This window comes from Acinetobacter sp. YH12086 (assembly GCF_013419345.1).
GTDB classification, from domain to species: Bacteria; Pseudomonadota; Gammaproteobacteria; order Pseudomonadales; family Moraxellaceae; genus Acinetobacter; species Acinetobacter amyesii.
This window is the reverse complement of the sequence record NZ_VPAF01000012.1, coordinates 35,198-59,910: the sequence shown is the minus strand read 5'-3', so window position 1 is coordinate 59,910 and position 24,713 is coordinate 35,198. Positions and strand designations below refer to the sequence as shown.

Annotated in this window: 19 protein-coding genes; 9 read left to right on the top strand and 10 right to left on the bottom strand. The window is 40.9% G+C overall.

The window, feature by feature from the left end:
• Positions 1-51 precede the first annotated feature (51 nt).
• Positions 52-960 carry a polyprenyl synthetase family protein gene (locus FTU29_RS12820; protein ID WP_078193048.1) on the top strand — a complete coding sequence of 303 codons (909 nt, stop codon included), beginning with the start codon at positions 52-54 and terminating at the stop codon, positions 958-960.
• 197 nt (positions 961-1,157) lie between these two features.
• On the opposite strand, the gene putP is transcribed toward FTU29_RS12820, so the two are convergent.
• From putP to FTU29_RS12795, 5 genes are all read right to left on the bottom strand, one after another.
• Positions 1,158-2,648 (bottom strand): sodium/proline symporter PutP, encoded by a 1,491-nt coding sequence (gene putP, locus FTU29_RS12815; protein ID WP_180055351.1) that lies wholly within the window; start codon positions 2,646-2,648, stop codon positions 1,158-1,160.
• A 211-nt stretch (positions 2,649-2,859) separates the two neighbouring features.
• A complete protein-coding gene (locus FTU29_RS12810; RefSeq protein ID WP_078189969.1) occupies positions 2,860-3,714 on the bottom strand; it encodes an SPFH domain-containing protein in 855 nt (284 codons plus the stop codon).
• Between the two features lie 16 nt (positions 3,715-3,730).
• The gene (locus tag FTU29_RS12805; RefSeq protein WP_078189968.1) at positions 3,731-4,210 is read right to left on the bottom strand and encodes an NfeD family protein; all 480 of its coding nucleotides are present in this window, start codon (positions 4,208-4,210) and stop codon (positions 3,731-3,733) included.
• Positions 4,211-4,309: 99 nt separating this feature from the next.
• Complete coding sequence (locus tag FTU29_RS12800) at positions 4,310-5,233, bottom strand: patatin-like phospholipase family protein (RefSeq protein ID WP_180024072.1); 924 nt, start codon at positions 5,231-5,233, stop codon at positions 4,310-4,312.
• 61 nt (positions 5,234-5,294) lie between these two features.
• A complete protein-coding gene (locus FTU29_RS12795) occupies positions 5,295-5,930 on the bottom strand; it encodes a 1-acyl-sn-glycerol-3-phosphate acyltransferase (protein ID WP_180122242.1) in 636 nt (211 codons plus the stop codon).
• A gap of 169 nt (positions 5,931-6,099) precedes the next feature.
• Between FTU29_RS12795 and FTU29_RS12790 the strand changes: the two genes are divergently transcribed.
• From FTU29_RS12790 to FTU29_RS12770, 5 genes are all read left to right on the top strand, one after another.
• Positions 6,100-7,386, top strand: coding sequence for an MFS transporter (locus FTU29_RS12790; RefSeq protein ID WP_180122240.1), 1,287 nt, complete (start codon positions 6,100-6,102; stop codon positions 7,384-7,386).
• A 127-nt stretch (positions 7,387-7,513) separates the two neighbouring features.
• Positions 7,514-8,644, top strand: a complete 1,131-nt coding sequence (locus tag FTU29_RS12785) for a porin (RefSeq protein ID WP_180122238.1) — start codon at positions 7,514-7,516, stop codon at positions 8,642-8,644.
• 140 nt (positions 8,645-8,784) lie between these two features.
• A complete protein-coding gene (locus FTU29_RS12780; protein WP_180122236.1) occupies positions 8,785-10,455 on the top strand; it encodes a phosphoethanolamine transferase in 1,671 nt (556 codons plus the stop codon).
• 3 nt (positions 10,456-10,458) lie between these two features.
• Positions 10,459-11,127: a response regulator transcription factor gene (locus FTU29_RS12775; RefSeq protein ID WP_078189962.1), complete on the top strand. Its 669-nt coding sequence runs from the start codon at positions 10,459-10,461 to the stop codon at positions 11,125-11,127.
• 19 nt (positions 11,128-11,146) lie between these two features.
• Positions 11,147-12,466, top strand: a complete 1,320-nt coding sequence (locus FTU29_RS12770; protein WP_180122234.1) for an ATP-binding protein — start codon at positions 11,147-11,149, stop codon at positions 12,464-12,466.
• A 46-nt stretch (positions 12,467-12,512) separates the two neighbouring features.
• Here the strand turns inward: FTU29_RS12770 and FTU29_RS12765 are convergent, their stop codons facing one another.
• Positions 12,513-13,226, bottom strand: coding sequence for a phosphatase PAP2 family protein (locus FTU29_RS12765; RefSeq protein ID WP_180122232.1), 714 nt, complete (start codon positions 13,224-13,226; stop codon positions 12,513-12,515).
• 172 nt (positions 13,227-13,398) lie between these two features.
• Between FTU29_RS12765 and FTU29_RS12760 the strand changes: the two genes are divergently transcribed.
• Positions 13,399-14,097: an HAD family hydrolase gene (locus tag FTU29_RS12760; RefSeq protein WP_180122230.1), complete on the top strand. Its 699-nt coding sequence runs from the start codon at positions 13,399-13,401 to the stop codon at positions 14,095-14,097.
• A 75-nt stretch (positions 14,098-14,172) separates the two neighbouring features.
• Here FTU29_RS12760 and FTU29_RS12755 read toward each other — a convergent pair whose 3' ends face one another.
• The 3 genes from FTU29_RS12755 to dhaK all read right to left on the bottom strand — a co-directional run bounded on the left by FTU29_RS12755 (position 14,173) and on the right by dhaK (position 18,594).
• A complete protein-coding gene (locus FTU29_RS12755; protein WP_180103038.1) occupies positions 14,173-15,360 on the bottom strand; it encodes an ammonium transporter in 1,188 nt (395 codons plus the stop codon).
• A gap of 601 nt (positions 15,361-15,961) precedes the next feature.
• Entirely contained in the window at positions 15,962-16,639 is a 678-nt protein-coding gene (locus tag FTU29_RS12750) for a DUF421 domain-containing protein (protein WP_180122228.1), read from the bottom strand.
• Between the two features lie 224 nt (positions 16,640-16,863).
• Entirely contained in the window at positions 16,864-18,594 is a 1,731-nt protein-coding gene (gene dhaK / locus FTU29_RS12745) for a dihydroxyacetone kinase subunit DhaK (protein WP_180122226.1), read from the bottom strand.
• A gap of 314 nt (positions 18,595-18,908) precedes the next feature.
• On the opposite strand from dhaK, the gene FTU29_RS12740 reads away from it, so the two are divergent.
• Together FTU29_RS12740 and FTU29_RS12735 are read left to right on the top strand one after the other, a co-directional pair.
• The gene (locus tag FTU29_RS12740; protein WP_180122224.1) at positions 18,909-20,066 is read left to right on the top strand and encodes an AAA family ATPase; all 1,158 of its coding nucleotides are present in this window, start codon (positions 18,909-18,911) and stop codon (positions 20,064-20,066) included.
• A 4-nt stretch (positions 20,067-20,070) separates the two neighbouring features.
• Positions 20,071-20,715, top strand: a complete 645-nt coding sequence (locus FTU29_RS12735; protein WP_180122222.1) for an HNH endonuclease — start codon at positions 20,071-20,073, stop codon at positions 20,713-20,715.
• 36 nt (positions 20,716-20,751) lie between these two features.
• Here FTU29_RS12735 and metH read toward each other — a convergent pair whose 3' ends face one another.
• Positions 20,752-24,441, bottom strand: coding sequence for a methionine synthase (gene metH / locus FTU29_RS12730; protein WP_180122219.1), 3,690 nt, complete (start codon positions 24,439-24,441; stop codon positions 20,752-20,754).
• Positions 24,442-24,713: the final 272 nt, after the last annotated feature.

Genomic DNA, 24,713 nt, shown 5'->3' with positions numbered 1-24,713 from the left:
CGATTTGCTAATGAACGAAGCAGTTAAATATTTAAAGTATTTGAGGTGAATGTGTCTTCTTTAACAGACGTTTCCACACATGCCCTGACAGAAGCGCAGCAGCGTATTCAGCAGGATTTACTGACAGCGCTAGATGCATTTTCAATTCCAGAACCCTTAAAAGGGGCGGTGTATCATGCTGTGATGTTGGGTGGAAAACGCGTTCGACCGGCACTTTGTTATGCAACAGCAGCGTTAAAACCCAATACCAATTTTGCAGCCGTACGCCGTGCTGCTGTGGCGATTGAATTTATTCATTGTTATTCATTGGCACACGATGATTTGCCGTGTATGGACAATGATTTACTTCGTCGCGGTCAACCAACCTGTCATGTGGCTTTTGGTGAAGATACGGCCTTACTTGCTGGCGATATTTTACAATCGATGGCATTTGAAGTTTTAGGTAGTCGTCTTTTTGATCAAGGCCCAGCCGTTGAAGCGCCAATCATCTTGAAGCAAATGCAAATTTTAGCGACTGCAACTTCAAAAATGGTCAATGGCCAAGTTCTAGACTTACAAGCGGAAGGCAAACACGTCAGTCAGGATGAACTGGAAAATATTCATCGAAATAAAACCGGCGCTTTAATTTCTGCTGCAATCATGATGGCTGCAGTGACGATATTTAATGGCACAGATCAAGCCATTCCTAAACTCCGTGAGTTTGGTCTCGCGATTGGTTTAGCTTTTCAGGTGCAAGATGATATTTTAGATATTATTGCTGATACTGAGGCATTGGGTAAAACAGCAGGTAAAGATCAACAAGTGGATAAATCGACATATCCTGCGTTAATGGGTCTCGAGCAAGCCCAAGCTTATGCAGAAGAATTACATGCACAAGCGCTTCAAGCTTTGGATTATTTTGCAGAAGATGCGGCAGAATTACACAAGATCACGCAGTTTTTATTAAAACGTCAAAGTTAATATGACGCAGTAAAAGACCTCAGCCCACACATGTAATATGTTGTGGGCTTTTTTATATTTTGTATATTTGGAACAGAAGTCAATAAACCATCTACGGAATAGCTAAATGGATGACATGATAAAAAACAAAAAAGGACGCTAGGCGTCCTTTTTTGCAGATATTAAAACTTAGAAATTAAATTTAAGTGCTATTGGTCTTAAATACTTTCTTTATAGATACGATCTGCTTCTTCAAATTTTTCAGTGACTTCAGCAGATGGTGCTTTGCCCATTAAGCTTACAATGATGATTGCAAGTAGTGAGCAGATGAAGCCCGGAATAATTTCATAAACGCCTGTATCGCCCCAGAGATTTTTCCATAGAATGACCATGACTGCACCAACCACCATACCGGCTAAAGCACCATTGAGTGTCATACGTTTCCAGAACAATGACATGATAATCAGTGGGCCAAATGCAGCACCAAAGCCTGCCCATGCATATGCGACGAGACCAAGGACTTTAGAGTCAGGATTACCCGCCATATAGATCGCAAGCAACGCAATCATTAACACCATAATACGGCCGACCCAAACCAATTCTTTTTGTGAAGCATTTTTGCGTAAGAATGATTTATAAAAGTCTTCAGTTAATGTACTTGAGCAGACTAAAAGCTGACAGCTGAGGGTACTCATGATCGCAGCTAAAATCGCAGCCAATACGATACCTGCAACCCATGGGTTAAATAGAATTTTAGTCAATTCCATAAAGACCGTTTCAGGGTTTGCTGTAACGACACCTGCCAGTTCTGGATGCTGTTGGAAATAAGCAATACCGAAGAAGCCTGCTGCAACTGCGCCACCGAGGCAGAGCGTCATCCATGTCATACCAATACGGCGTGCATTGGGAATCGATTTAACAGAATCAGCTGCCATGAAGCGGACTAAGATATGCGGTTGACCAAAATAGCCTAAGCCCCATGCCAATAAAGACATGATTGCGACAAAACTTAAGTCAGCAAATACATTCATCGCTTGAGGGCGTGCTGCTTCTAGTGCCAGAGTGAACTGGCTTAAATCAGAGAATGACAACATGACCACGATAGGGGTAAGTAGCAAGGCAAAAATCATAAAGCCCGCTTGAATGGTATCGGTCCAACTGACAGCAAGGAAGCCACCAATAAACACATAGCTCACCGTTGCAATGGCACTGATCCAAAGCGCAGTGCTATACGACATACCAAACATACTTTCAAATAATCGAGCGCCTGCAACCATGCCTGAAGCACAGTAAATTGCGAAGAAAATCAAAATAATTACAGCAGACACGATACGTAAGATTTTCTTTTGATCGTTAAAACGATTTGAGAAATAGTCAGGTAGGGTCAAGGCATTATTTTGAACTTCGGTATGTACACGAAGACGACCTGCCACAAGTAGCCAGTTGAGCCAAGCACCGATGATCAGACCAATTGCAATCCACATTTCAGATAAACCTGAAAGGTAAATCGCCCCCGGAAGACCCATGAGCAACCAACCACTCATATCCGATGCACCTGCAGAAAGGGCAGTGACAAAGCTCCCTAATCGGCGGCCACCTAAAATGTAGTCAGAAAAGTTACTGGTCGCACGGTAAGCAAGTAAACCGATCACGACCATGGCGACAATATAAAAGAGAAAGGTAATAAGGGTGGGATTCAGGGAGCTCATACGGTATCCGCTTTGGCGTTGGACAATTGCGTTTAATTAGGGGACTCAATGGGATTTGCCTAAGCCAAGTAGGTGAAATCGAACGATAAGTCCTAAAACGTCAAAAAAATAACGTGAAATTTAAACATAAATTCACAAACTTTGCCTTCTTTTTTGTTTTGGGCATAAAAATGGGCCGTATGTCACGACCCATTTTAATTAATGCAAAGATTTAGTTATTACGTCCCATCACACCACGAATCGTATTCAGTACATCCGCAGGTAATACCACAGTTTTGGCATTATTAGATTTAGCCATATCTTGCATGGCTTTGACGTATTGTTCACCCAGTAAGTATGCAACTGGAATTTCTTTATCGCCGACAGCTGAACTCACCATTTCAATTGCACGTTGAGAAGACTCTGCCAGTACCACTTGAGCTTCTGCATCACGACGAGAGGCTTCCAAACGACCATCAGCTTCCAAAATAGCCGCTTGTTTTTCACCGTCTGCCTTGGTGACTGTTGCACGACGTTGACGTTCCGCTGCTGCTTGCTCTTCCATTGCCGCTTGCATGGTATGAGAAGGTTTAATATCTTGAATTTCTACCGTTTTAAGCGTAATACCCCAGTCAGAGATATCATCAGAAATAGCAGCTTTAAGTTTAGCCTTAATATGATCACGCGATGAAAGTGCATCATCGAGGTCCATTTCACCGACAATAGAACGCAAAGAGGTTTGAACTAAGTTTTGAATCGCCCATGTGTAGTTTTCAATACCATAAACTGCTTTTTCAGGTGTGGTTAAGTTGATATAAGCCACAGCATTCATCAGCAGTACCGCATTGTCACGTGTGATCACTTCCTGAGAGGGAATATCTAACACGATATCTTTGGTTGTCACTTTATAAGCCACTTCATCGACATACGGAATCACAAAGTTCAGCCCCGGATTGAGCGTGGTATGGTATTTACCTAAACGCTGAACAATCCATTTATAACCTTGGGGAACAATACGGACACCTTTAAAAATGGTGACGGCTACAAAAACTAAGAGCGCTAAAAAAACAATAGAAACACCAGACATGTCATTTCTCACTTATTTATGGATTGTCAGTGGGGTGGTTGCTGCTGTGCAGTTGGACGACTAAATCATTGCCTAAAATATCGGTCACGCGAACACGGTCGCCGACTTGAAGTGCATCTTGGGTACGGCAATGCCATTCGTCTGAACCTAAAACAGGCATTGGGAAGCGAACTTTAACGCTGCCATGATTGAGCTGGGTTTGAATCACCATACCCACTTGGCCAATCGTCGCTTCACGGGACAGACCTGCTTTGGTTTTATCAATGGATAAAGGCTTAATAAATTTGAACCACAAAAATGTGCAGAGCACGGCAAAAATAATCCAAACCACAATTTGGACATTAAAGTCCATGGATGGAAAGATCCAATATAAGATCCCAACCAAAATTGCAGAAACGCCAAACCATAGCGCAGCAAAAGACGGCAAAATCAGTTCAAAAAGCATCAAAGCGACGCCCAATACAAACCAGTGCCAAGGTTCTAAAATAAATTCCATACATCTACTCTTATATAAGGGTGAATTGATATAGATGAACCAGTATCTATATCAATGTAGCAGATGTATAACTCAATGAATATAAAAAAAATCGTTGAATTATATTTTCGCTTTTGGTGCTGGTTTAAAGGCCGCAGGGGACTGTTTAAAGTTATCGATCGCCTTAATAATGCTATTCACTTTGAGCTGTGCGGCTTTTTCACCTTCTAAAATCGTCGCATTGCTCGACTTCAAATCGAGTGTGCCGATATGTCCCACTTTAGGTTGAATCACGAAATTAGCATTTTTCAGTTCTTCATTAATACTTTGTTGTCCCATGATATTAATGGTTTGATCGAGTAAACCAAACATGCTTACGGCTTTGCTACCGTCAGGACGCGCAGAAATATCAACCGCAATCACGATATCTGCACCCATATCACGTGCCGTTTTCACCGGAATCGGGCTGACTAAGCCACCATCGACATATTTCACCCCTGCAATGGTTGCAGGTACAAATACATTTGGAATGCTGCACGATGCACGTACCGCTTGGCCTGCATTACCACGGTTAAATTCAGTTTTACTGCCATTATCCAAACGGGTGGCTACAGCAGCAAAGCGTTTTGGAAATTGTTCAATCGATTTATTGCCGACGTTTTTATTAACAAAGTCTTGCAGTTTTTGCCCTTGAATAATGCCTTGGCTATTTAAGGTTAAATCACGAATATCAGACTCTTTAAAGTTCAGGGCCAATTGCTGCATTTGATATGGCGTTTTACCGCTGGCATATAAGCTGCCAACAAAACTACCCGCACTGGTCCCAGTCACAATTTTAGGTTTAATACCGTGCGATTCGAGCACTTTAAGCACACCAATATGTGCAAAACCTTTGGCACCGCCGCCACCGAGCGCAATCGCGATCACCGGTTCACGTGCTTTGGCTGGTGTAGGTGTCGTGGTCGCAGGTGTTTTGGTTGCAGAATCACAGCCAGTGAGTGCCAATACAAAGAGGCTAGGAATCAGGTATTGCAAAAGTTTCATGGGTGAAATCTGATGGTTAAATATACAAAGTGCACATCACATCAAAAAAATAGCCATTTGACTAGGGCTTTTTCCAGTGCTTTTGTAACGGCAAGGCCAACCATTCGGGATTTTTCGGGGAAAATTTGCCATCATAAATCTTCAAAATTTTTTCGAGATCAGTTTCAAAATCTCCACTGGGTTCAAAAACACCCAAGCAATGAATGGTTTTCTTTGCATAATCAAAGCTAAACATCACAATAGGTATCTGTGCTTCATAGGCAATATAGTAAAAACCACTGCGGATTTTATCGGCTTTTTTTCGTGTTCCCTCAGGTGCCATTCCAATCCAAATTTGATCTGTCGCTTGGACAATCTCAGCAATTTCATGCGTCAGTCCATGTGGATTTTCACGTTGCACAGGGATCACGCCGACCCAATCCAAAAGTGGTTTTAAGGGAGTATCAAAAAGGGTGTTTTTACCAAAAATGGTTATTTTTATCCCGATTCCAAGCAAGGCGAGAAAACCATGCCATGCATCTATATTAGAAGTATGCGGAGAAATGATCGCTACAGCTTTGGCAAGGTTGGGAAATTCGCCGTCAAATTTCCATCCTTGTGCCAAAAAAAGTTTTTTAAAAATAGCGCGGCTCAGAGTGGAACCACGTGATGGGACTTGATCGGGCAAAACCGGAAATAATAGAGTCTCTTGATTCATTGCATATTCTTATATAGGTGAAATCCATTTTTGATGTGATGCACATTTAAAAGTACGGCATCAGCATTGACCTTTATCTTAGGTCGATGATTTTTTTAGATCATTGGCAAAATAGCCGTATTTTGACTACTCTAAATGTAACTTCAGCGCACTCAACATTTAGGAACATATGATCCAGCTTCGTCAGCTCTATCTTTTACTGTTTTCCTTATATTGGGCGCAAGGGTTACCTGTCGGTTTTATGACGCATGCTTTACCAGTGATTTTAAGAGCGCAAGGTGTATCTTTGGCACATATTGGTGGCTTTGGATTACTCATGCTGCCATGGTCGATCAAAGTTTTTTGGGCACCGTGGATTGATCGACATGGTTCAAGGTCCAAAGGGCACTATCGGAGTTGGATTATTCCAATGCAGTTGTTGTCCGTGGTGGTCTTGGTCTTCCTGTCTTTTTTGCCGATCCAAAGCTTGAATGAACCAATGTATTTGCTGCTGTTTTTTGTGGCTTTACTCAGTATGAATTTGGTTGGTGCGACTCAAGATGTCGCAACCGATGGCTTGGCCGTCAATATTTTAAAAACTGACCAACAGCACTGGGGCAATACCTTTCAGGTGATTGGTTCCAGACTCGGCTTTATTGTCGGTGGTGGTGCTGTGCTTTGGGCCTTGGATTGGTTGGATTGGCAAGCCACCTTTCTGTTTTTAGCGGCATTGGTGTTCATCAATACCATTCCTATTTTTATGTATCGAGAACCTTTAAAGCCACAGCTCAACATAATTTCCTCTCAAGAGAATGATAACAACCATAAGCATACTTCAGACTTGCTCTACGCTATTCGCCAGTATTTGACTTATTTTACCCAAACTAAAACCCTCACACTGTGGCTGATGATCTTATTGAGTTTTAAGCTTGCAGATGGTCTAGCAGGTCCTTTACTTAAGCCGCTGATGGTCGATTTAGGATTGAGTTTTAGTCAAATTGGTCTGTATGTCACCATGTTAGGTGCGGTGGCTGCTTTAATTGGGGCGGGGCTTGCTGGTCTTAGCTTGAAGTATATTTCTCGGGCGCAAGCCTTGGTTTTCTATTCGGTATTGAAAATATTCAGTTTATTGACCTATGCATGGCTGGCTTTGCAGTTCGAGGCAAAACGGCCCGTCCATGAATGGCTGATCTATGGGATCAATGCTGCCGAAGACATGATTTCAGCCATGCTGCTTGTGATCATGCTGACTTTGGTGATGCAATATAGTCGTAAAGCATTTGCAGCAACGGACTTTACATTTCAGGTTGCCATTATGGCTACGGTGAGTGGGGGGCTGTATAGCATCAGTGGCATAGTGGCCGATCAGTTGGGTTATAGCACTTATTTATTTTGGATCACAGGTTTGGCTGCATTGAGCTTAGTCCCGATTCTATTTTGGGGAAAAGCATCAAAAAATGACCAAAATCACTTCTAAATCATGATTTTGGTTGTTTTTTATCAGCTAAAGCACTAAAAGAGCAATGCAAATATTATTTTAATAATTTTGTAATATGTTTCGCGTGTGTAATATCTGTTACAAAATAATTTAAGGAAAATTTTTGATGAAAACTAAGTTAGCAGCGGCTATCGGATTGAGCCTTTTGGCTGGGTCAACCTTTGCAGCACCAACCTTCTACGGTGAAATTGATGCGTCAGTTGATTATTTACCTGAAGATAATAAAACGGGTGTTTCAGATAAAGATGTCGTTGAAATCAGTTCTAACAGTTCTTTCTTGGGTTTAAAGGGCGATGAAAAACTGACTGACCGTTTAACCGCAGTTTATGCAATTGAATGGGCATTTAACTCAGACGGCGAAGGCGATGACTGGTCTAAGCGTAACCGCTTCGTTGGTTTGAAAGATGCGAAACTTGGTACATTGAAAGTCGGTGCACACGATACACCATTAAAACAATTGTCTAGTCCAGTTGATACATTCAATAACTACGTGGGTAACCGTGCTGATGTTACAGGCATCATGACGGGTGAAAACCGTGTAGATAACGTTGTTGTCTATGAATCACCAGCATTTAAAATTGCTGAAGGTGCAATTAAAGTTAATGCATTGTTTGCAACAGGTGAGTCTTCAGGAATCAAGAGTGATAAAGGTGTAGTAAAAACTGCAGGTCGTGGTCTTGGCGATGCTTGGTCGGCGTCTGTTGTCTATGACAGCCCCGTTGTTGTCGCAGGTTTAGCGTATGACAAAGCCATTCCATCGAACTTTGGTGGTGTAGGGATCTTAAATGCTCAAACTCCTGAAGTTACAGGTACCAAAGTTTTTGCTGCCGCAAATACCGTTCGTGCGATTGGTCGTGTAAATCTTGAGGGTGGTTTGGCACTGAAAGCTTTATATCAAACGTCTGAAGTAGAAAAAACACCATATTCAAGCAAAGAAGACACAAACACGAATGCAGAGAATGCAGCAAATATTGATGATGCTCAAGGTTGGTTAGTCGGCGCAGAATACAATCTACCTTCTGCAAAAGCGTGGACAGTCAAAGCACAATATAGTCAAAATACTACGACCTATAAAGTGGGTGATGATTACGAAGCTCAGCAATTCATTGCAGGTGCAGATTATGCATTTAGCAAACAAGTGAAAGCTTATGGTTATGCAGGTTACTTAGCACTTGAACAAGGTTCTAATGAAAGCGAACAACCTGTTTTAGGTACAGGTCTAGAATTTAAATTCTAAGACCTTGATTTAAGTTGTTCAAAAGGCGATGTTTTACATCGCCTTTTTTTATTTTTCTTGCTTGGTTTTGATCAGTTTTAAGTGATTTTTAAGTTTGAATTTTTAGATTAGGGCATCAAAAATCAATAATTGATGCCAATATGCTTCAGGTCATAGCTAAAATACAGCAAAAAATTCCAAGACTTAGTTTAAGTCAATTTAACCTCGTGCTTGCCTTATGGCTTGGGGTGGTTTTGAACCTCGCGTTTTATCAGCAAATCCAGCAGCTCACACCTTATACGGGATTGAAGGCCGGACTATTTTTAGCGGCAACCGTACTGGTGGTAGTGGCACTTTATAATGTGCTGATGCAACTCCTGCAATGGCGATGGAATTCAAAACTTTTGGCGAGTGTTTTGCTGATCATTGGTGGCTTGAGTGCTTATTTCGTCAATAGTTTAGGCGTGACCATTACATCTGACCAAGTGCAGAACATGATGCAAACAGATGTAAAGGAAGTGCAGGATTTAATCTCGCCACAATTTTTTATCTGGGTCTTTGGACTGGTTATTTTGCCAGTGCTTTTGATCTGGCTTTTACCACTGCATAAAGAAGCCCTAAGCACGGTGGTAGCCAAAAAGGGTCTACATATAGTGCTATCGCTCATCCTGATGGGTGCTTTGCTGTTTGTTTATTTTGTCGATTATGCTGCGATCTTTCGTGAGCATCGTGACTTAAAAGGCATGCTCTCACCACAAAACACTATCGCTTCTATATTTTCCTATTATCACAAAAAAGCACCGAAACAGAATTTGCCATTGTTGATCTATGGTGAAGATGCACATATGGTTGAAAACGTAAGCGCCAAAAGCTTACCAAAATTGATGGTCTTGGTGGTTGGTGAAACTGCGCGCGCGGAAAGTTTTTCACTCAATGGCTATGCTAAAAATACCAATCCTGAACTCAGTCAGCAAAATATTATCAATTTTAGCCAAGTCAGTTCATGTGGCACCGCAACCGCTGTGTCTGTTCCTTGTATGTTCTCGGGCATGCCGAGAACCGAATATGACGAACAGCTTGCAAGTCATCGCGAAGGTTTACTCGATATTGCACAGCGTGCAGGCTATAAGGTGACGTGGCTAGATAATAATTCAGGCTGTAAGGGTACATGCACACGTGTTGAAAAATATGAATTTCCTGAAGCATTGAAGAAAAAGTGGTGTGATGCCGATGGCGAATGTCATGATGAAATCTTAGTGGATGGTTTGAAGGCATATTTGGCTTCGATTCCCAAAGCAGATCAAACTCCCCGTTTAATTGTGTTACACCAAATGGGCAGTCATGGCCCTGCCTATTTCAAACGAAGTACCACAGCGTTTCAAAAATTTAAGCCAACCTGTAATAGCAATGCCATACAGGGATGTAGCTCGACGGAATTAATAAATAGTTATGACAACAGTATTGTCTATACTGACCATGTGCTGAGTGAATTGATTAACACCTTAAAAGTGACTAACAACTATCAAACAGGACTGTGGTATTTGTCCGATCATGGTGAGTCGACAGGTGAACATGGCTTATATTTACACGGTTCTCCATACGCAATTGCACCGTCACAGCAAACCCATGTACCGATGTTGATGTGGTTTTCACCGGCGTGGCAAAAAAATAATTCAGCGCAATATACTTGTTTAATGGCAAAAAAAAGCCAAAAATTAAGTCAGGATAATCTATTTCCATCGCTATTGAGTTTGCTCGATGTGCAGACTCAAGTGATTGATGAAAAAAACAATATGTTGCAACAATGTACTTCAGTACAGCGCAGGACTTAAGCCATGCACAAAATACTTATTATTGAAGATGATTTCATGATTGCCGAATCGACTAAAACCTTGTTGAACTATCAACAGTTTGAAGTCGAGTGGGTGAATAATGGTATCGATGGCTTAAAGCTCATAATGCAAGGGGGGATTGATATCGTCTTGCTAGATCTGGGTTTGCCGATGATGGATGGTATGCAAGTCCTGAAACAAATTCGTCAAATGCAGCCCAAATTGCCGGTATTAATCATCTCGGCACGTGATCAATTACAAAATCGTGTAGATGGTTTAAACCATGGGGCAGACGACTATCTGATTAAGCCATATGAGTTTGATGAACTACTTGCACGGATTCATGCACTCCTTCGACGCACAGGGCTGAGTTCAGTCGAAGCACCACAGAAAATTTTAAAACATGGTGAATTGATTTTAGATATTGAGCAGCATCTTGCGCGCTATAAGGGGCAATATGTCGATTTATCTAACCGTGAATGGGCCATATTGATACCACTGGTGACGCATCCGAATAAGATTTTTTCGAAAGCTAATTTAGAAGATAAGCTTTATGATTTTGATAGTGATATCAGCAGTAATACTATTGAAGTGTATGTGCATCATCTCAGAACAAAATTAGACAAAGATTTTATTCGCACCATTCGTGGTTTAGGTTATCGACTCGGTTAAGGCAAAGGAATTATCAACCATGCAGCAGCCTTATTCTCTGAAAAAGAGACTAATTATTTATGTGTCTGTTTTCAGTATGCTGTTGGGCTGTCTTTTGGTGTTTTCAGCTTATCGAATTGCACTTGAAGAAATTAATGAAATTTTAGATGCGCAAATGCAAAATTTGGCGGAACGTGTTGCAGAGCATGATCCGCAGCCTATTCGCAGCGAATTTGATCAACATAAGCGTTATCACGAAGAAGATTTATTTGTTGATGTGTGGACTTATCAGTCCAATGCGCATCAAACCCATCAATTAAAATTATTGGTCGCGCCTCAGCCCAAAGCCGGTTTTTATACCCACAATACCCAACAAGATGAGTGGCATACCTATATTTTGCCACTTGCAGATCGGCAAATTCAGGTCAGTCAGCAAGAATCGGTACGACAGCATCTTGCTGCTGAATTGGCCAGTAGCATGTTTATTCCCTATTTGGTTTTTATACCTTTTGCATTAATCGCTTTGGGATGGTTGATTCAACGCAGTTTAAACCCACTGGAAAAATTTAAAAAAGAACTGGCAAAACGGGATGCCTTTGAACTTTCTCCAATCTCTCAAATGCCGTATCCAGAGGAAATTGCACCGACTATTATTGAAATGAACCAGTTGTTTGAACGAATTTCATTGTCACAGCAGGAACAGCGCCAGTTTATTGCTGACGCAGCGCATGAGTTACGGACCCCGATTACCGCACTGAATTTGCAAATGCAGATTTTGCTACAAAAATTTCCACAAGATGACGCTCTACAAAATTTGAGTAAAGGTTTAATTCGTATTCAGCATTTGGTCAGTCAATTATTGAGTTTGGCAAAACAAGACGCCTCGGTCTTTGAACTTGAGCGCAAACAACATTTTGATCTTAAGCAAGTCGCAACCAATTGCGTGGAGCAACTGGTACATTTGGCTATGCAAAAAGATATTGACCTTGGCATGGAGCAACAACAAAGCATTGCCTTATATAGTCTTGAGCCAACGGTACATTCAATCATTTTTAATTTGATTGATAATGCCATTAAATATACCCCTGCACAGGGCATGATTAATGTCTCCGTCTTTGAACATGCGGGGCAGGCGGTTGTACAGGTTGAAGATAGTGGGCCTGGCATCGACTCAGCTTTATATGAGCAAATTCGAAAACGCTTTTATCGAATTTATAATCATGAAGAAATTGGAAGTGGTTTAGGGCTGGCAATTGTAGATAAAGCCGCAAAACATATCGGTGCGGAATTGGAGTTTTCTAAAAGTGAAACATTGGGCGGTCTGAAAGTGAGCTTACAGATTCCATTCAGTGAATCATGAGTGACTCAATCATTTTCAGATCAAGTTCAATTTAGACACTTAAAGATTAGATCCATGTAAATGCTTTGCTCTTTTGCTGCGTAGTTGTAGTTAATGCAGTGAAATGGCGAGAAAACAGCACATACATGACACAATTAAATGCCCAAATGATCCATACAGTCCAAAGGTTATGACTCAGAAAATGTGCACCCCGCATCATTTGCGCCCAGCCAAAAGCAAAGCCTAAAATCAGCCCAGCAGATAAAAAGAAATAGGCACGGGCAGGTCGATGTATTCGATAAACAAAATAGCCCGTGATTAGGGCAAAACCAGTCGCAGCATGGCCACCGGGGAAACAGTGTCCTTGGCGTGCTGAAAAATCCCAAGAAAAGCCATGGGCTGTAGCGACTGTCATATTCCAAGGGCAGGCATGCGCAGATTGTGATTTGAGCAACCCAATGACTGCCGTGCTGAGTAGAGCCACTACGATAAAATAACCGAATTCAAACTTACGTGCTTTCAGATGCGGATATTTAAAACTGCATATCCATGCTGCGATATAGAGAACATAAACGCCTATGACGATATTCTTGATATAGCGATGGTTCAGCACCGCAAGTGCCCAATCATTACGATGAGGAAAACCACCATGTAGGTCGACCCAAGGCTGAATAAAAGTTTGGTCGAGCGAACCACCGACGGGAAAAACATAAAGGAGGCCAACCAAACTGAGTGCGAGCAGCAGGGCTTGTCGTAATAAAAATGAACGGTTCGAGAGCATAAGTCGTGTGATGTGCTGAAATTATTTTGTTTGAATGCTGCTATTTGAAACCACAAAACTTAAATCAGACTTAATCGGCTATTTGAACAGTATCGATATCGATAGCGAAGAAGGTGCATAAAGCAAAACGGGCATTGTGTTAAAGTTTTTGAAAACTCAGTAATAAAGATTTATGAGCATACGTGCAGTCCTTTTTGATTTAGATAATACTTTGACTCATCGAGATCACAGCGTTCAGGCCTATACGCAGTATTTAGCCGAGTCTTATCAGTCGACGCTGGTGGAGGTAGACCTTGTACAGATTAAACGTATTATTAATCGTATAGATAATGGGGGATATCCGAAAAAAGAACTCCTTACTCATCCGAGTATTGGGGCATCTGTCGCTTATGCTCTACAAACGGAGCTGGATTGGATACATCAACCCGATTTTGATGAGCTCACACAATTTTGGTTTCAGCACTTTGGTCAGTTTGCCGTGGCGATGCCGGGAGCATTGAGCTTGCTGCAGCAACTAAAACAGCAGCAGTATAAATTGGCGGTGGTGTCGAATGGTGGACATGCCACACGCCTGAATATTTTAAATGGACTGGGTTTTGCATCGTATTTTGATCAGATCATCAGCTCGGAAAGTGCAGGCATCAGTAAGCCCAAAGTTGAAATATTTCAGTACAGTTGTCGTGAGTTGGGCGTGACGGAAACCGAGTGTTTATTTATTGGTGATCATCCTGTCAATGATATTTATGGTGCGAGCCAAGCAGGGATGTCTGCTGTATTGCTTGAAGGCTTTCATACTTTAAGTGCTGAACAACAGCACAGCATTCCGAATAAAATTCAGCATTTGGATCAGGTCTTAAATTTTCTGAAATAATGCTAACAGAAATAAGGTATTGTCGAATTTTAGGGTTAAAAAAAGCGGCTTAAAAGCCGCTTTAGATTGTGTTGTTTAGAACATGTTTTCTTCAGAGTTTGCCGAAATGCGGTGAATACTTAAGTCTGCACCACGGAATTCTTCTTCTTGATCTAGGCGAATGCCCATCGTTACTTTGAGTAAACCATAAACGATAAAACCACCAGCCACTGCAATCACGATCGCGAGCAGCGTACCGATACATTGAGAGATCATTGAAATACCGCCTAAACCGCCCAACCATTTTTGTCCAAATACACCCACTGCAATACCACCGAAAGCACCACATACACCATGTAGTGGCCATACGCCAAGTACATCATCGACTTTGAGTTTGTTTTGAGTGTATGTAAATAGTTTGACAAAGATCAGACCTGCGATAGCGCCGATAATCAACGCACCGACAGGATGAACCACATCTGAGCCTGCACAGATTGCAACCAAACCTGCTAAGGGACCATTGTGTAAGAAACCCGGGTCATTTTTACCCATAAAGTTTGCTGCAAGCGTGCCGCCCACCATTGCCATGAGAGAGTTAATTGCAACCAGTCCTGAAATGGCATCCAAACGTTGCGCACTCATCACGTTAAAGCCAAACCAGCCAACGATTAAAATCCAAGAACCTAAGGCAAGGAATGGAATACTTGAAGGCGGGTGCGCGCTGATACGACCGTCTTTTTTATAGCGTCCATGACGTGCGCCAAGTAAAAGTACTGCAGCTAAAGCGATCCAACCGCCCATGGCATGTACCACGACCGAACCTGCAAAGTCATGAAAGGCTGCGCCAAATGTGCGTTCTAACCATGCTTGTAGCCCAAAATTACCATTCCACGCCATGCCTTCAAAAAATGGATAGACCAAAGCGACCAATAATAATGTGGCAATCGCTTGAGTCCGCATTTTTGCACGTTCAGCAATACCACCCGAAATAATCGCTGGAATGGCTGCGGCAAATGTCAGCAGGAAGAAACAACGCATTAAGTTGTAGCCATGATCGGCTGCTAAAGTGTCCCCAATATGGAAAAAGTGCTGACCATAAGAGATGTAATAACCCACAAAAAAGTATGCAATTGCGGAAATAGAAAAGTCAGTCAAAATTTTACTCAGCGCATTGACCTGATTTTTATGTCGTACTGTACCTAATTCTAAAAATGCAAAGCCAGCATGCATGGCAAGAACCAAGACTGCACCAAGAAGGAGAAAGAGGAGATCTATATTTTGCATAAGGTGTTCCAGTTTAGTGCGCTAGTTCACGAAAAGAAGTTCAGTATATCGAGCGGAATAATTTCGAAAAGAGGAGTGAGAGAGGGAAATTTTGATTAAAAAAACTAAAAAATGTAGAAGACTCGATATAAAGCAAAGACTTGCTTGAGCATGACAATAATGCACTAAAATAGTGCAATAATGATTTGCAATGACAAAATTAAATGAATGATTATTAAGTAAAAACTATGTTTTTAGAATCTGTTTAAAAAATGAAAAACAAATAGCGCCATTTCTGAGTTAATTCAGGGCAATTCATTATTTTGTATTTTTATCTGATTGATAGATGTTAGCGCGAGAATGAAACTTAAAATTGACGAATGATACATTTTGGGAGTCTGTCTGAGCATCTTGTGGTCTTCAAAAGATGAAAGCTGGATGGCTTGCCTGAACTGAAATAATGCACAGATATTAACCAATGAAATCTCTGCTGTTGCACTTTTAGATGGCGAAATAAACATCCAAGAGGGGGTTTTGTGGTGATGGTCGTTGGATCTTACTGTATTTTGATGACGTGTTTAATTGAAGCGGCACAGAATTTTAAAATTTAAGCCTTGAATGCTTAAGCTAAACGCTGTGTATTAATCGCTTCAGCCCAGTCACAACATCCGCAGCGCGGGCAGGTATCCTGAGCACCGTGAATGTACATGGTTTTGCCACAGTGCGTACAGGCATACAGCTGATGCATTTTGATATCTCGAACCGCTTTGTAGGGTTTCGGAAATAGTGGCAGTCCATAACGTACCTGCTCAGGTGGATAAAACAAAATACTAAATTTGCCATCACTTTCTAATAAACCAACTCGAACTTGTCCAAGATGCTCCACATTTTGCTGACGCATTTCAGAGAAAAATTCATCATGCGACATTTTTCCTTGTTTAATCTTTTCTAAAACCAATTCACCATCTTCAACAATGTAGAGGGCTTTGCCTTCAATTAAATCTTCAAAGGGTTGGTATTTCATCATGAGCCAAGTGATTACGCGGTATAAACCAATCACTACCGTCATCACAATGAGCGCTTGTAAGAGGGGGAGTTCCTCTTCAAACATCGGGTCGCCTGCAATAGAACCCAAAGCAAGGAGGATGGCAACTTCAAAGATGGATAACTGACGCACCCCGCGTTTACCTGTTAGGCGTAAGAATACGATGATTAAAACGAACATAATGACGCTACGCAAAATCACTTCGGCAGCAAAAGTCCATGTAGTGTCATGGATGAATATTTGATTTAAATCCATGTCTCATCCTTTTTTATCGTTATATGTTTTAACTTAGCAAAGCGCTAGGCGATAAAGCAGCTCAATTGTGTTAATTTTTAAGCATTATTTGAAAATGGATTTCATGCTAACGGTATTGTATGCATGAGATATTTGATGAAAAAAAGTGCTTTAAAATAGCCATAAAAAAAGCACCGACGAATCGATGCTTTTGATGTGGTCTGGCAATTTTTAAAGATGCTCAGTTATTTAATATGTTCTGCAATATCCGTAAAGATTACACCTAAACCATGTGCGCCAGCATCTGGATAGCCAAGACTACGGTCGCCTACAGTTCCCGCACGTCCCATACGCGCTACAATCTCTTTGGTATTTTCAGCGCCTTGAACCGCCGCTTTTGCACCAAGTACAAAGTTTTCTTTAAAGGTTTTATCTGTATGGGCAGACCAAGAATCTGCGCATGGCACAAGTGCATCAATCAGGGTTTTATCACCCACCACTGCGCCGCGTCCAAATGAACGCTCACCTGTAGTTTGAATGCCTTTGACCGCTGCTTGCAGCATCTCTGCGAAATCAGCGACAGTTAAAACTGATTTGCCTTGAATTGATTTCGCTGCTGCACGGAATGCTGAACCCCAGATTGGGCCAGACGCGCCACCACAATGTTCCATAATGATCATTGAGCAGTTCAGCATGAATTCATCCATCTGCTGCGCTTGAATCAGACTTTGCCATTCACGTTTTAATTGCTTAAAGCCTTTCGCCACGCTCATACCGAAGTCGCCGTCACCAGCATGCGCGTCCAGCTCACAGAATGGCACTTCATTTCTAATGATACAGGCAGACATCACATCCACCACATAACGCATGTTTTCGATGGTGAATTGCTCATTGCTAATCACCGCATGTTCAGGCTGTGTTTCAACTTGGGTGTTTACTACAGCTTTGGCTGAAGCATCTTTGGACACAAAAGTTAAAGGCTTTGCTGCTGAACCATCCATTTTAAATGCAGGGGTGTTGGCTGCTGCATCGAGGTAAGTTTTCAATTCATCATCGACAGAAAGCAAGGACACAGATGCACCATTCATGTCGATACTGGTCATATAGTTGCCGACAAATGTGCGGTAAATTTTGATGCCTTTACGTGCAAGGTGTTCGCATACATCATGGTTAAAGACATACAACTCTTGCAGCGGTGTGCTACCAAAACCGTTGACCAAAACTGCAACTTCAATCAAATCAGGACGATCCAGAAATAGGTCATCAACAATGCGCTGCGCCAGTTCTTTAGATGGCAGGATTTTTTCACGACGGATGCCCGGTTCACCGTGAATGCCGACGCCGTATTCCATTTCATCATCAGCTAAAGTGAACGTTGGCGTGCCTTTGGCAGGAACGGTACATGAGCTATAGGCAAAACCAAGGCTAATAACGTTATCCGCAGCTTTTTGAGCCAGCTCTTTCACGCGAGCAAGTTCATACCCTTTAGAGGCAGCAGCACCGGCAATCTTATGCACGAAGATTGTACCAGCAACACCACGACGCCCAACGGTATATAGGCTGTCTTTAACCGCAATGTCATCTGCCACTTTTACATAGTCAACTTTAATGCCGTCTTCAGTTGCAAGGGCTGCGCCATTCTGGAAATTCATCATATCGCCAGAATAGTTTTTGATGATCATCAGCACGCCTTTGTCAGTTGCGACTTGCTGTAAGGCTTTATAAACCTGAATTTGCGATGGAGATGCAAATACATCACCACATACGGCAGCGTCTAACATGCCTGTGCCTACAAAGCCTGCATGGGCAGGTTCGTGACCGCTACCACCACCACTGATAAGTGCCACGTTATTGTGTTTTTCTTTACGTGAAATGATTTTGTGCGACTCGTTAAATGCGAGTTCTGGATGGGCAAGAACAAAGCCTTTGCACATTTCAATTACGATGTTTTCTGCACCGTTCATGAGTTTTTTCATGGATGTACCAATCTGTATTTATAGGGGAGAATGTAAAAAAGTTTATTATTATCGAAAAACATAATGTTTGCTGACATAAAAGTGTAAAAAAGGGCGGTTTTAGATTGAAGAGTTAGAAAATAAACATTTTTTGATATATAAATCTTGTTGGAATGAATCCCCCTAAATCCCCCTTTTTTAAAGGGAGGTTAGGAGGGATTGCATAATTGAGGTGTAGCAGTCATCTTTTGTAAGAAAATAGTAACGCAACTTGAATGTTGTTTTTTAAGTTTTTGAAAAATATAATTTATTTGTATTTAAATAAGTGAAAAATTATGACAGAGTATACAAAAGTAAATTTCTTAGTGGGGGTTAATGGGAGTGGTAAAAGCCGACTTTTGAATTCTATAGGACAAAAGTATTTAAGGCAAAATAAAAGTGTTTTAGCAATATCAAATACGGTCTTTGATAAATTTCATCAAAAAGGCTATAAAAAATTAAGTGCTAGAGCAGGAAAATTTTTTTTAAAGAAGACTATAATTGATTCAATATTAAGTGAAAATAACAGAATCTATAATATCTTAGAATATTTAGGTTATGAAAAAGAGCTAGGTGTTTTAATCTCATTCTACCCAGATTTTGATGGTGATTTTCTAACATATTTTATTAGAAGTATAGATAAATATAATAAATTTAAAGCGCCTGATGCGCATAGTTATATTGACTATAATTTAGATGACCTTGAAGCATTCTGTATTCAATTAAAAGAATTTTTACATCCATATAATGATTATGATGAATATTTCTTTGATCTTGGATATTGGGGGCATCTTGATAGAAACCTCAAGACAATGCCAATTTTTAGAAAACTTTATGAATTATTTGCAAATAAGAAAATAATTAAAATTGACTTCTTGCTATTTAAAGGTAATCAAAGTTTTAAGTTGGATGGAGCAAGCTCAGGAGAGTCTCATTTTTTGGCACAGATGCTATTTTTGGATAATAGTTTAAATAATAATGAAAAAAATATTATTTTAATTGATGAGCCTGAAATTAGCTTACATCCAAAGTGGCAAAGAGAGTACTTGGTCAAGATATATGATTATTTTTATTTGTATGATATGAAAATATTTATAGCTACACATTCGCCACTAATTATTTCAAAAATTCAAGTAAATCAAAAAAAATTATATGATGACTATATAGGAAATATTGAATATAAAATATTTAAGGTCGTAAATCAAAACTTAACTGTTATAGAAGAAGATGAAGACTATAGTATTGAGTCTTTATATTGGGAAGTATTTGGTATTCTAACTCCAGATAATTCTTTTTTATCGAGATATTGTGTAGATTTACTCGATCAATATGATCTTGGAAGGATTACACATGATGAAATTTCTCAAAAATTTAATGAACTCAAAGATGCATGTGATCTCGATATTCAAAGAAATACACTAAATAAAATATTTGATGAATTTGTAAGAGGTTAAGCAAATGAGCTCTATAGATTTCTCGAATTACCAATGTATATACCCTAAGCTAACTTTAAAAGGTGAACCGAGAGCTCACCCATGTGTTTGTAAAAATAAACCTTGGGATTGCAAATCTTTTAAAGGCTTAAAACAGCAAATTAAAAAGAAGCTAAAAGCTGATTTTGATTTAAGATGTTCATATTGTTTAAGAAAATTTTCTGAAGATGAAGACATTATTGTTCATATAGAACATGTATTACCTAAAGATGTTTATACAAAATATACTTTTGATGATAGAAATTTAGCCTTATCATGCCCTAGATGCAATACAGGATCTCAAAAGGGAACTAGAGTTGATTTCATCAATAATCTATTATCAAATAAGAATTATGATGATTCTGTTGATTTTTCCTTAGATAATTATTTGTTCATTCATCCTGTATTAGAAAAAAATATTAATTTTTACCAGCTGATTAGTTTGGATATAGATAAAGATGTTTTTAGAAGATATAAAATTATTAATTATCATCCTAAGCTCCGCTACACTTTTAAATTTTTTAATTTAAAGAGAATCGAAGTAGGTAGTCTAGATAGTTGTATGGGAATTCCTAGAAAGCAAATAGAAAGACTTAAAGATAAATATTTACGAATTCCAACTCAAATATAAAAAATCCCCTCATTAGAGGGGATTTTTTCAAACTAATTACTGAACTGAATCATCCAAATTTGGCGCTAACCAACGCTTCGCCTCATCCAATGTCCAGCCTTTACGTTTCGCATAATCCTCAAGCTGATCGCCTGCGATTTTACCCACGTTAAAGTATTGGCTTTCAGGGTTTGCATAGTAGAAACCGCTGACAGATGAAGGCGGCCACATTGCAAAACTAGAAGTCAATTGCGTACCAATCTTGTCAGTGGAACCGAGCCAGTCAAACAATGGTGCTTTTTCAGAATGCTCAGGACAAGCAGGGTAGCCCGGTGCAGGACGGATGCCCACATACTTCTCTTTAATCAATTCTTCATTGCTTAAGGTTTCAGACGCTTGGTTACCCCAGAACTCTTTACGGATGCGCTCATGCAAATGCTCCGCAAACGCTTCCGCAAAACGGTCACCTAAAGATTGCGCAAGAATTGCAGAGTAGTCATCGCCTTTAGCTTTGTACTCATTGGCCATTTCTTCTGCACCAAAGATCGATACAGTGAAACCGCCCAAGTAGTCTTCTGCGACACCTTTAGGCGCAATAAAGTCCGCTAATGACAAGTTTGGTTTACCTGTCACTTTATCAGACTGTTGACGAATGTGATGGAAGGTATGCGTAACCGATTGACCATCTTCGCTATACACTTCAACCGAATCCGCTGCAGAACGGTTAGCAGGGTAAATACCAAACACAGCACGAGCATCAAAACGTTTGTTGTCGATGATGTCTTTTAGCATGGTCTGTGCTTGTTCATACAAGTCAGTTGCTGCTTCACCTACAACTTCATCCGTTAAGATAGCAGGGAATTTACCTGCCAAACTCCAAGAAATGAAGAACGGTGTCCAGTCAAAGTACTCAACTAATGTTTCCAATGGATAATTGATCAGCGTTTGCGTACCAATAAAGTTTGGCTTCACAGGCGCATTGGCAGCAAAGTCAATTTTTAAGCCATTTTCTACAGATTCAGCATACGTCAGTTTGGCCGCTTTTGGCTGTTTATTGGCAATACGCTCACGGACTTTTTCATATTCAGCACGGGTTTCTGCAACAAACTTCGGTTTCATTTCTTTAGAAAGTAAAGTTGTTGCTACACCCACCGCACGAGATGCATCGGCAACATAAATCACCGCATCATTTGAATATTGCGGATCAATTTTTACTGCTGTATGTGCTTTAGATGTGGTTGCACCGCCAATCATCAATGGAACATTAAAGCCTTTGCGCTGCATTTCTTTCGCAACAAAAACCATTTCATCTAAAGACGGTGTGATCAGACCTGATAGACCAATAATGTCGACTTTTTCATCAATCGCAGTTTGCAGAATCTTCTCGCAAGGCACCATCACGCCAAGGTCGATAATGTCATAGCCGTTACAGCCCAACACCACGCCCACGATATTTTTACCGATGTCATGCACATCGCCCTTCACAGTTGCCATTAGGACTTTACCCTTAGATTGGCCAGCTGTTTTTTCCGCTTCAATGAACGGGTTCAGCCAAGCTACAGCCTGTTTCATGACACGTGCAGATTTCACGACTTGCGGCAGGAACATTTTGCCTGAACCGAACAAATCACCTACAACGTTCATTCCGTCCATCAGCGGACCTTCAATCACATCGAGTGGACGTTTAGCTTTTAAGCGCGCTTCTTCAGTATCTTCATCGATGAACGTTGTGATGCCTTTAACCAAAGCGTGTTCAAGACGTTTTTCAACTGGAAGTTCACGCCATTCCAAGTTTTCCACTTGTTTTTGTGCAGCGCCTTGACCACGGTATTTTTCAGCAACTTCAAGCAGCTTTTCTGTAGCTTCTTGATGGCTTTCACCTTGGTTTTGGTTCAAGATCACATCTTCAACCGCAGCTTTCAGTTCAGCATCAATATCATCATAAATCGCCATTTGACCTGCGTTGACGATACCCATAGTCATGCCTTGCTGAATGGCATGGTATAAGAACACTGAGTGAATCGCTTCACGTACAGGCTCGTTACCGCGGAAAGAGAACGATACGTTAGACACACCGCCAGAAATCATGGCATGCGGCAAGTTTTGCTTAATCCAGCCAGTCGCTTCAATGAAGTCCACAGCATAGTTATTGTGTTCTTCAATACCAGTTGCCACGGCAAACACGTTCGGGTCAAAAATGATGTCTTCAGCAGGGAAGCCAACTTCATTCACTAACACGTCATAAGAGCGCTTACAGATTTCTTTTTTACGTGCAGCTGTATCGGCCTGACCATTTTCGTCAAAGGCCATTACAATTACGGCAGCGCCATACTGACGGCACAAACGTGCTTTTGCAACGAACTCGTCATAGCCTTCTTTTAAGGAAATCGAGTTAACAACCGCTTTACCTTGTACACATTTTAAGCCCGCTTCAATGATTTCCCATTTAGATGAGTCAATCATGATCGGCACACGTGAAATTTCAGGTTCAGAGGCTACAAGATTCAGGAAGTGCACCATTGCGCCTTCTGAATCCAGCATGCCTTCATCCATGTTGATGTCGATAATCTGAGCACCGGCTTCAACTTGCTGCTGTGCAACTTCTAAAGCTTCGGCAAAGTTTTCTTCACGGATTAAACGTAGGAATTTTTTAGAACCTGTCACGTTGGTACGTTCACCGACGTTTACAAACAGCGAATCTTCTGTAATGTTGAACGGCTCTAAACCGCTTAAACGGCAAGCGGGTTTGGTTTCTGGCACTTGGCGCGGCGCAATGTCTTTTACGGCATTGGCAATAGCACGGATGTGATCCGGCGTTGTACCGCAGCAGCCGCCAGTGATGTTAATCAAGCCACTTTCTGCAAATTCTTTAATAAAGGCAGCGGTTTGTTCAGGGGTTTCATCATAACCGCCGAAGGCATTTGGTAAGCCAGCGTTCGGATGCGCCGAAACAAAAGTATCGGCAACGTCAGCAATGGTTTTTACATGCGGACGCATGGCATCTGCACCTAGGGCACAGTTAAAGCCAATCGACAATAAATCACCATGACGCACAGAGTTCCAGAACGCCTCTGCGGTTTGGCCTGTTAATGTACGACCTGAGGCATCGGTAATCGTGCCTGAAATCATCAATGGCAATTCGTAGCCAATTTGGTTGAAGACTTCTTTCACTGCAAAAATGGCAGCTTTACAGTTCAAAGTATCAAATACTGTTTCAATTAAAAGAATGTCTGCACCGCCTTCAATCAGGGCATGCGCAGCTTCAATATAGTTTTCTTTTAACTCATCAAAAGTAATGTTACGAAATGCTGGGTCATTTACATTTGGCGAGATCGAGCAAGTACGTGAAGTCGGGCCAAGCACACCTGCTACAAAACGCGGTTTTTCAGGCGTTGAGTATTTTTCACAAGCGGCTTTGGCAATACGCGCTGCTTCACGGTTGATCTCTGATACCAAATCTTCCATGTGGTAGTCAGACATTGAAACTTTAGTGCCGTTAAAGCTGTTGGTTTCAATAATGTCTGCACCAGCATCGAGATAGGCTTCATGAATGCCTTGAATAATTTGCGGTTGAGTCAACACCAATAGGTCATTATTGCCTTTGAGGTCAGATGCCCAATCTGCAAAACGCTCACCACGGTAGTCAGCTTCTTCGAGTTTATGACGCTGAATCATGGTGCCCATTGCACCGTCGATAATCAGAATCCGTTGAGCGAGCAGCTCTTTTAGGGTGGCAAGCGTGGACATAAATAACCCCAATCCGATGGAATATAAAATCGGCAAATATATTAACAGAATTCATTGCAGTTTTATTGATATTCAATCATCTTCACAGTGCGCAATTATTAGCTTGTTGAATTAATGAGCAATATTGCAACTTGATAATTTCATATTCCAATTTCATATAAATGTATGGAAAGCTTCATGAATTTGTAATATTGCTCAGGCAAGATTAAAAAACATCCAGCAGGGCTATGCAATATGACAAAAAAACATGACAGATGAAATATAAGTTGAAA

Coding starts and splice junctions, on each gene's coding strand:
- putP (WP_180055351.1), bottom strand. CDS start 2,648: ATGAGCTCCCTGAATCCCACCCTTATTACCTTTCTCTTTTATATTGTC.
- FTU29_RS12810 (WP_078189969.1), bottom strand. CDS start 3,714: ATGTCTGGTGTTTCTATTGTTTTTTTAGCGCTCTTAGTTTTTGTAGCC.
- FTU29_RS12805 (WP_078189968.1), bottom strand. CDS start 4,210: ATGGAATTTATTTTAGAACCTTGGCACTGGTTTGTATTGGGCGTCGCT.
- FTU29_RS12800 (WP_180024072.1), bottom strand. CDS start 5,233: ATGAAACTTTTGCAATACCTGATTCCTAGCCTCTTTGTATTGGCACTC.
- FTU29_RS12795 (WP_180122242.1), bottom strand. CDS start 5,930: ATGAATCAAGAGACTCTATTATTTCCGGTTTTGCCCGATCAAGTCCCA.
- FTU29_RS12790 (WP_180122240.1), top strand. CDS start 6,100: ATGATCCAGCTTCGTCAGCTCTATCTTTTACTGTTTTCCTTATATTGG.
- FTU29_RS12785 (WP_180122238.1), top strand. CDS start 7,514: ATGAAAACTAAGTTAGCAGCGGCTATCGGATTGAGCCTTTTGGCTGGG.
- FTU29_RS12780 (WP_180122236.1), top strand. CDS start 8,785: ATGCTTCAGGTCATAGCTAAAATACAGCAAAAAATTCCAAGACTTAGT.
- FTU29_RS12775 (WP_078189962.1), top strand. CDS start 10,459: ATGCACAAAATACTTATTATTGAAGATGATTTCATGATTGCCGAATCG.
- FTU29_RS12770 (WP_180122234.1), top strand. CDS start 11,147: ATGCAGCAGCCTTATTCTCTGAAAAAGAGACTAATTATTTATGTGTCT.
- FTU29_RS12765 (WP_180122232.1), bottom strand. CDS start 13,226: ATGCTCTCGAACCGTTCATTTTTATTACGACAAGCCCTGCTGCTCGCA.
- FTU29_RS12760 (WP_180122230.1), top strand. CDS start 13,399: ATGAGCATACGTGCAGTCCTTTTTGATTTAGATAATACTTTGACTCAT.
- FTU29_RS12755 (WP_180103038.1), bottom strand. CDS start 15,360: ATGCAAAATATAGATCTCCTCTTTCTCCTTCTTGGTGCAGTCTTGGTT.
- FTU29_RS12750 (WP_180122228.1), bottom strand. CDS start 16,639: ATGGATTTAAATCAAATATTCATCCATGACACTACATGGACTTTTGCT.
- dhaK (WP_180122226.1), bottom strand. CDS start 18,594: ATGAAAAAACTCATGAACGGTGCAGAAAACATCGTAATTGAAATGTGC.
- FTU29_RS12740 (WP_180122224.1), top strand. CDS start 18,909: ATGACAGAGTATACAAAAGTAAATTTCTTAGTGGGGGTTAATGGGAGT.
- FTU29_RS12735 (WP_180122222.1), top strand. CDS start 20,071: ATGAGCTCTATAGATTTCTCGAATTACCAATGTATATACCCTAAGCTA.
- metH (WP_180122219.1), bottom strand. CDS start 24,441: ATGTCCACGCTTGCCACCCTAAAAGAGCTGCTCGCTCAACGGATTCTG.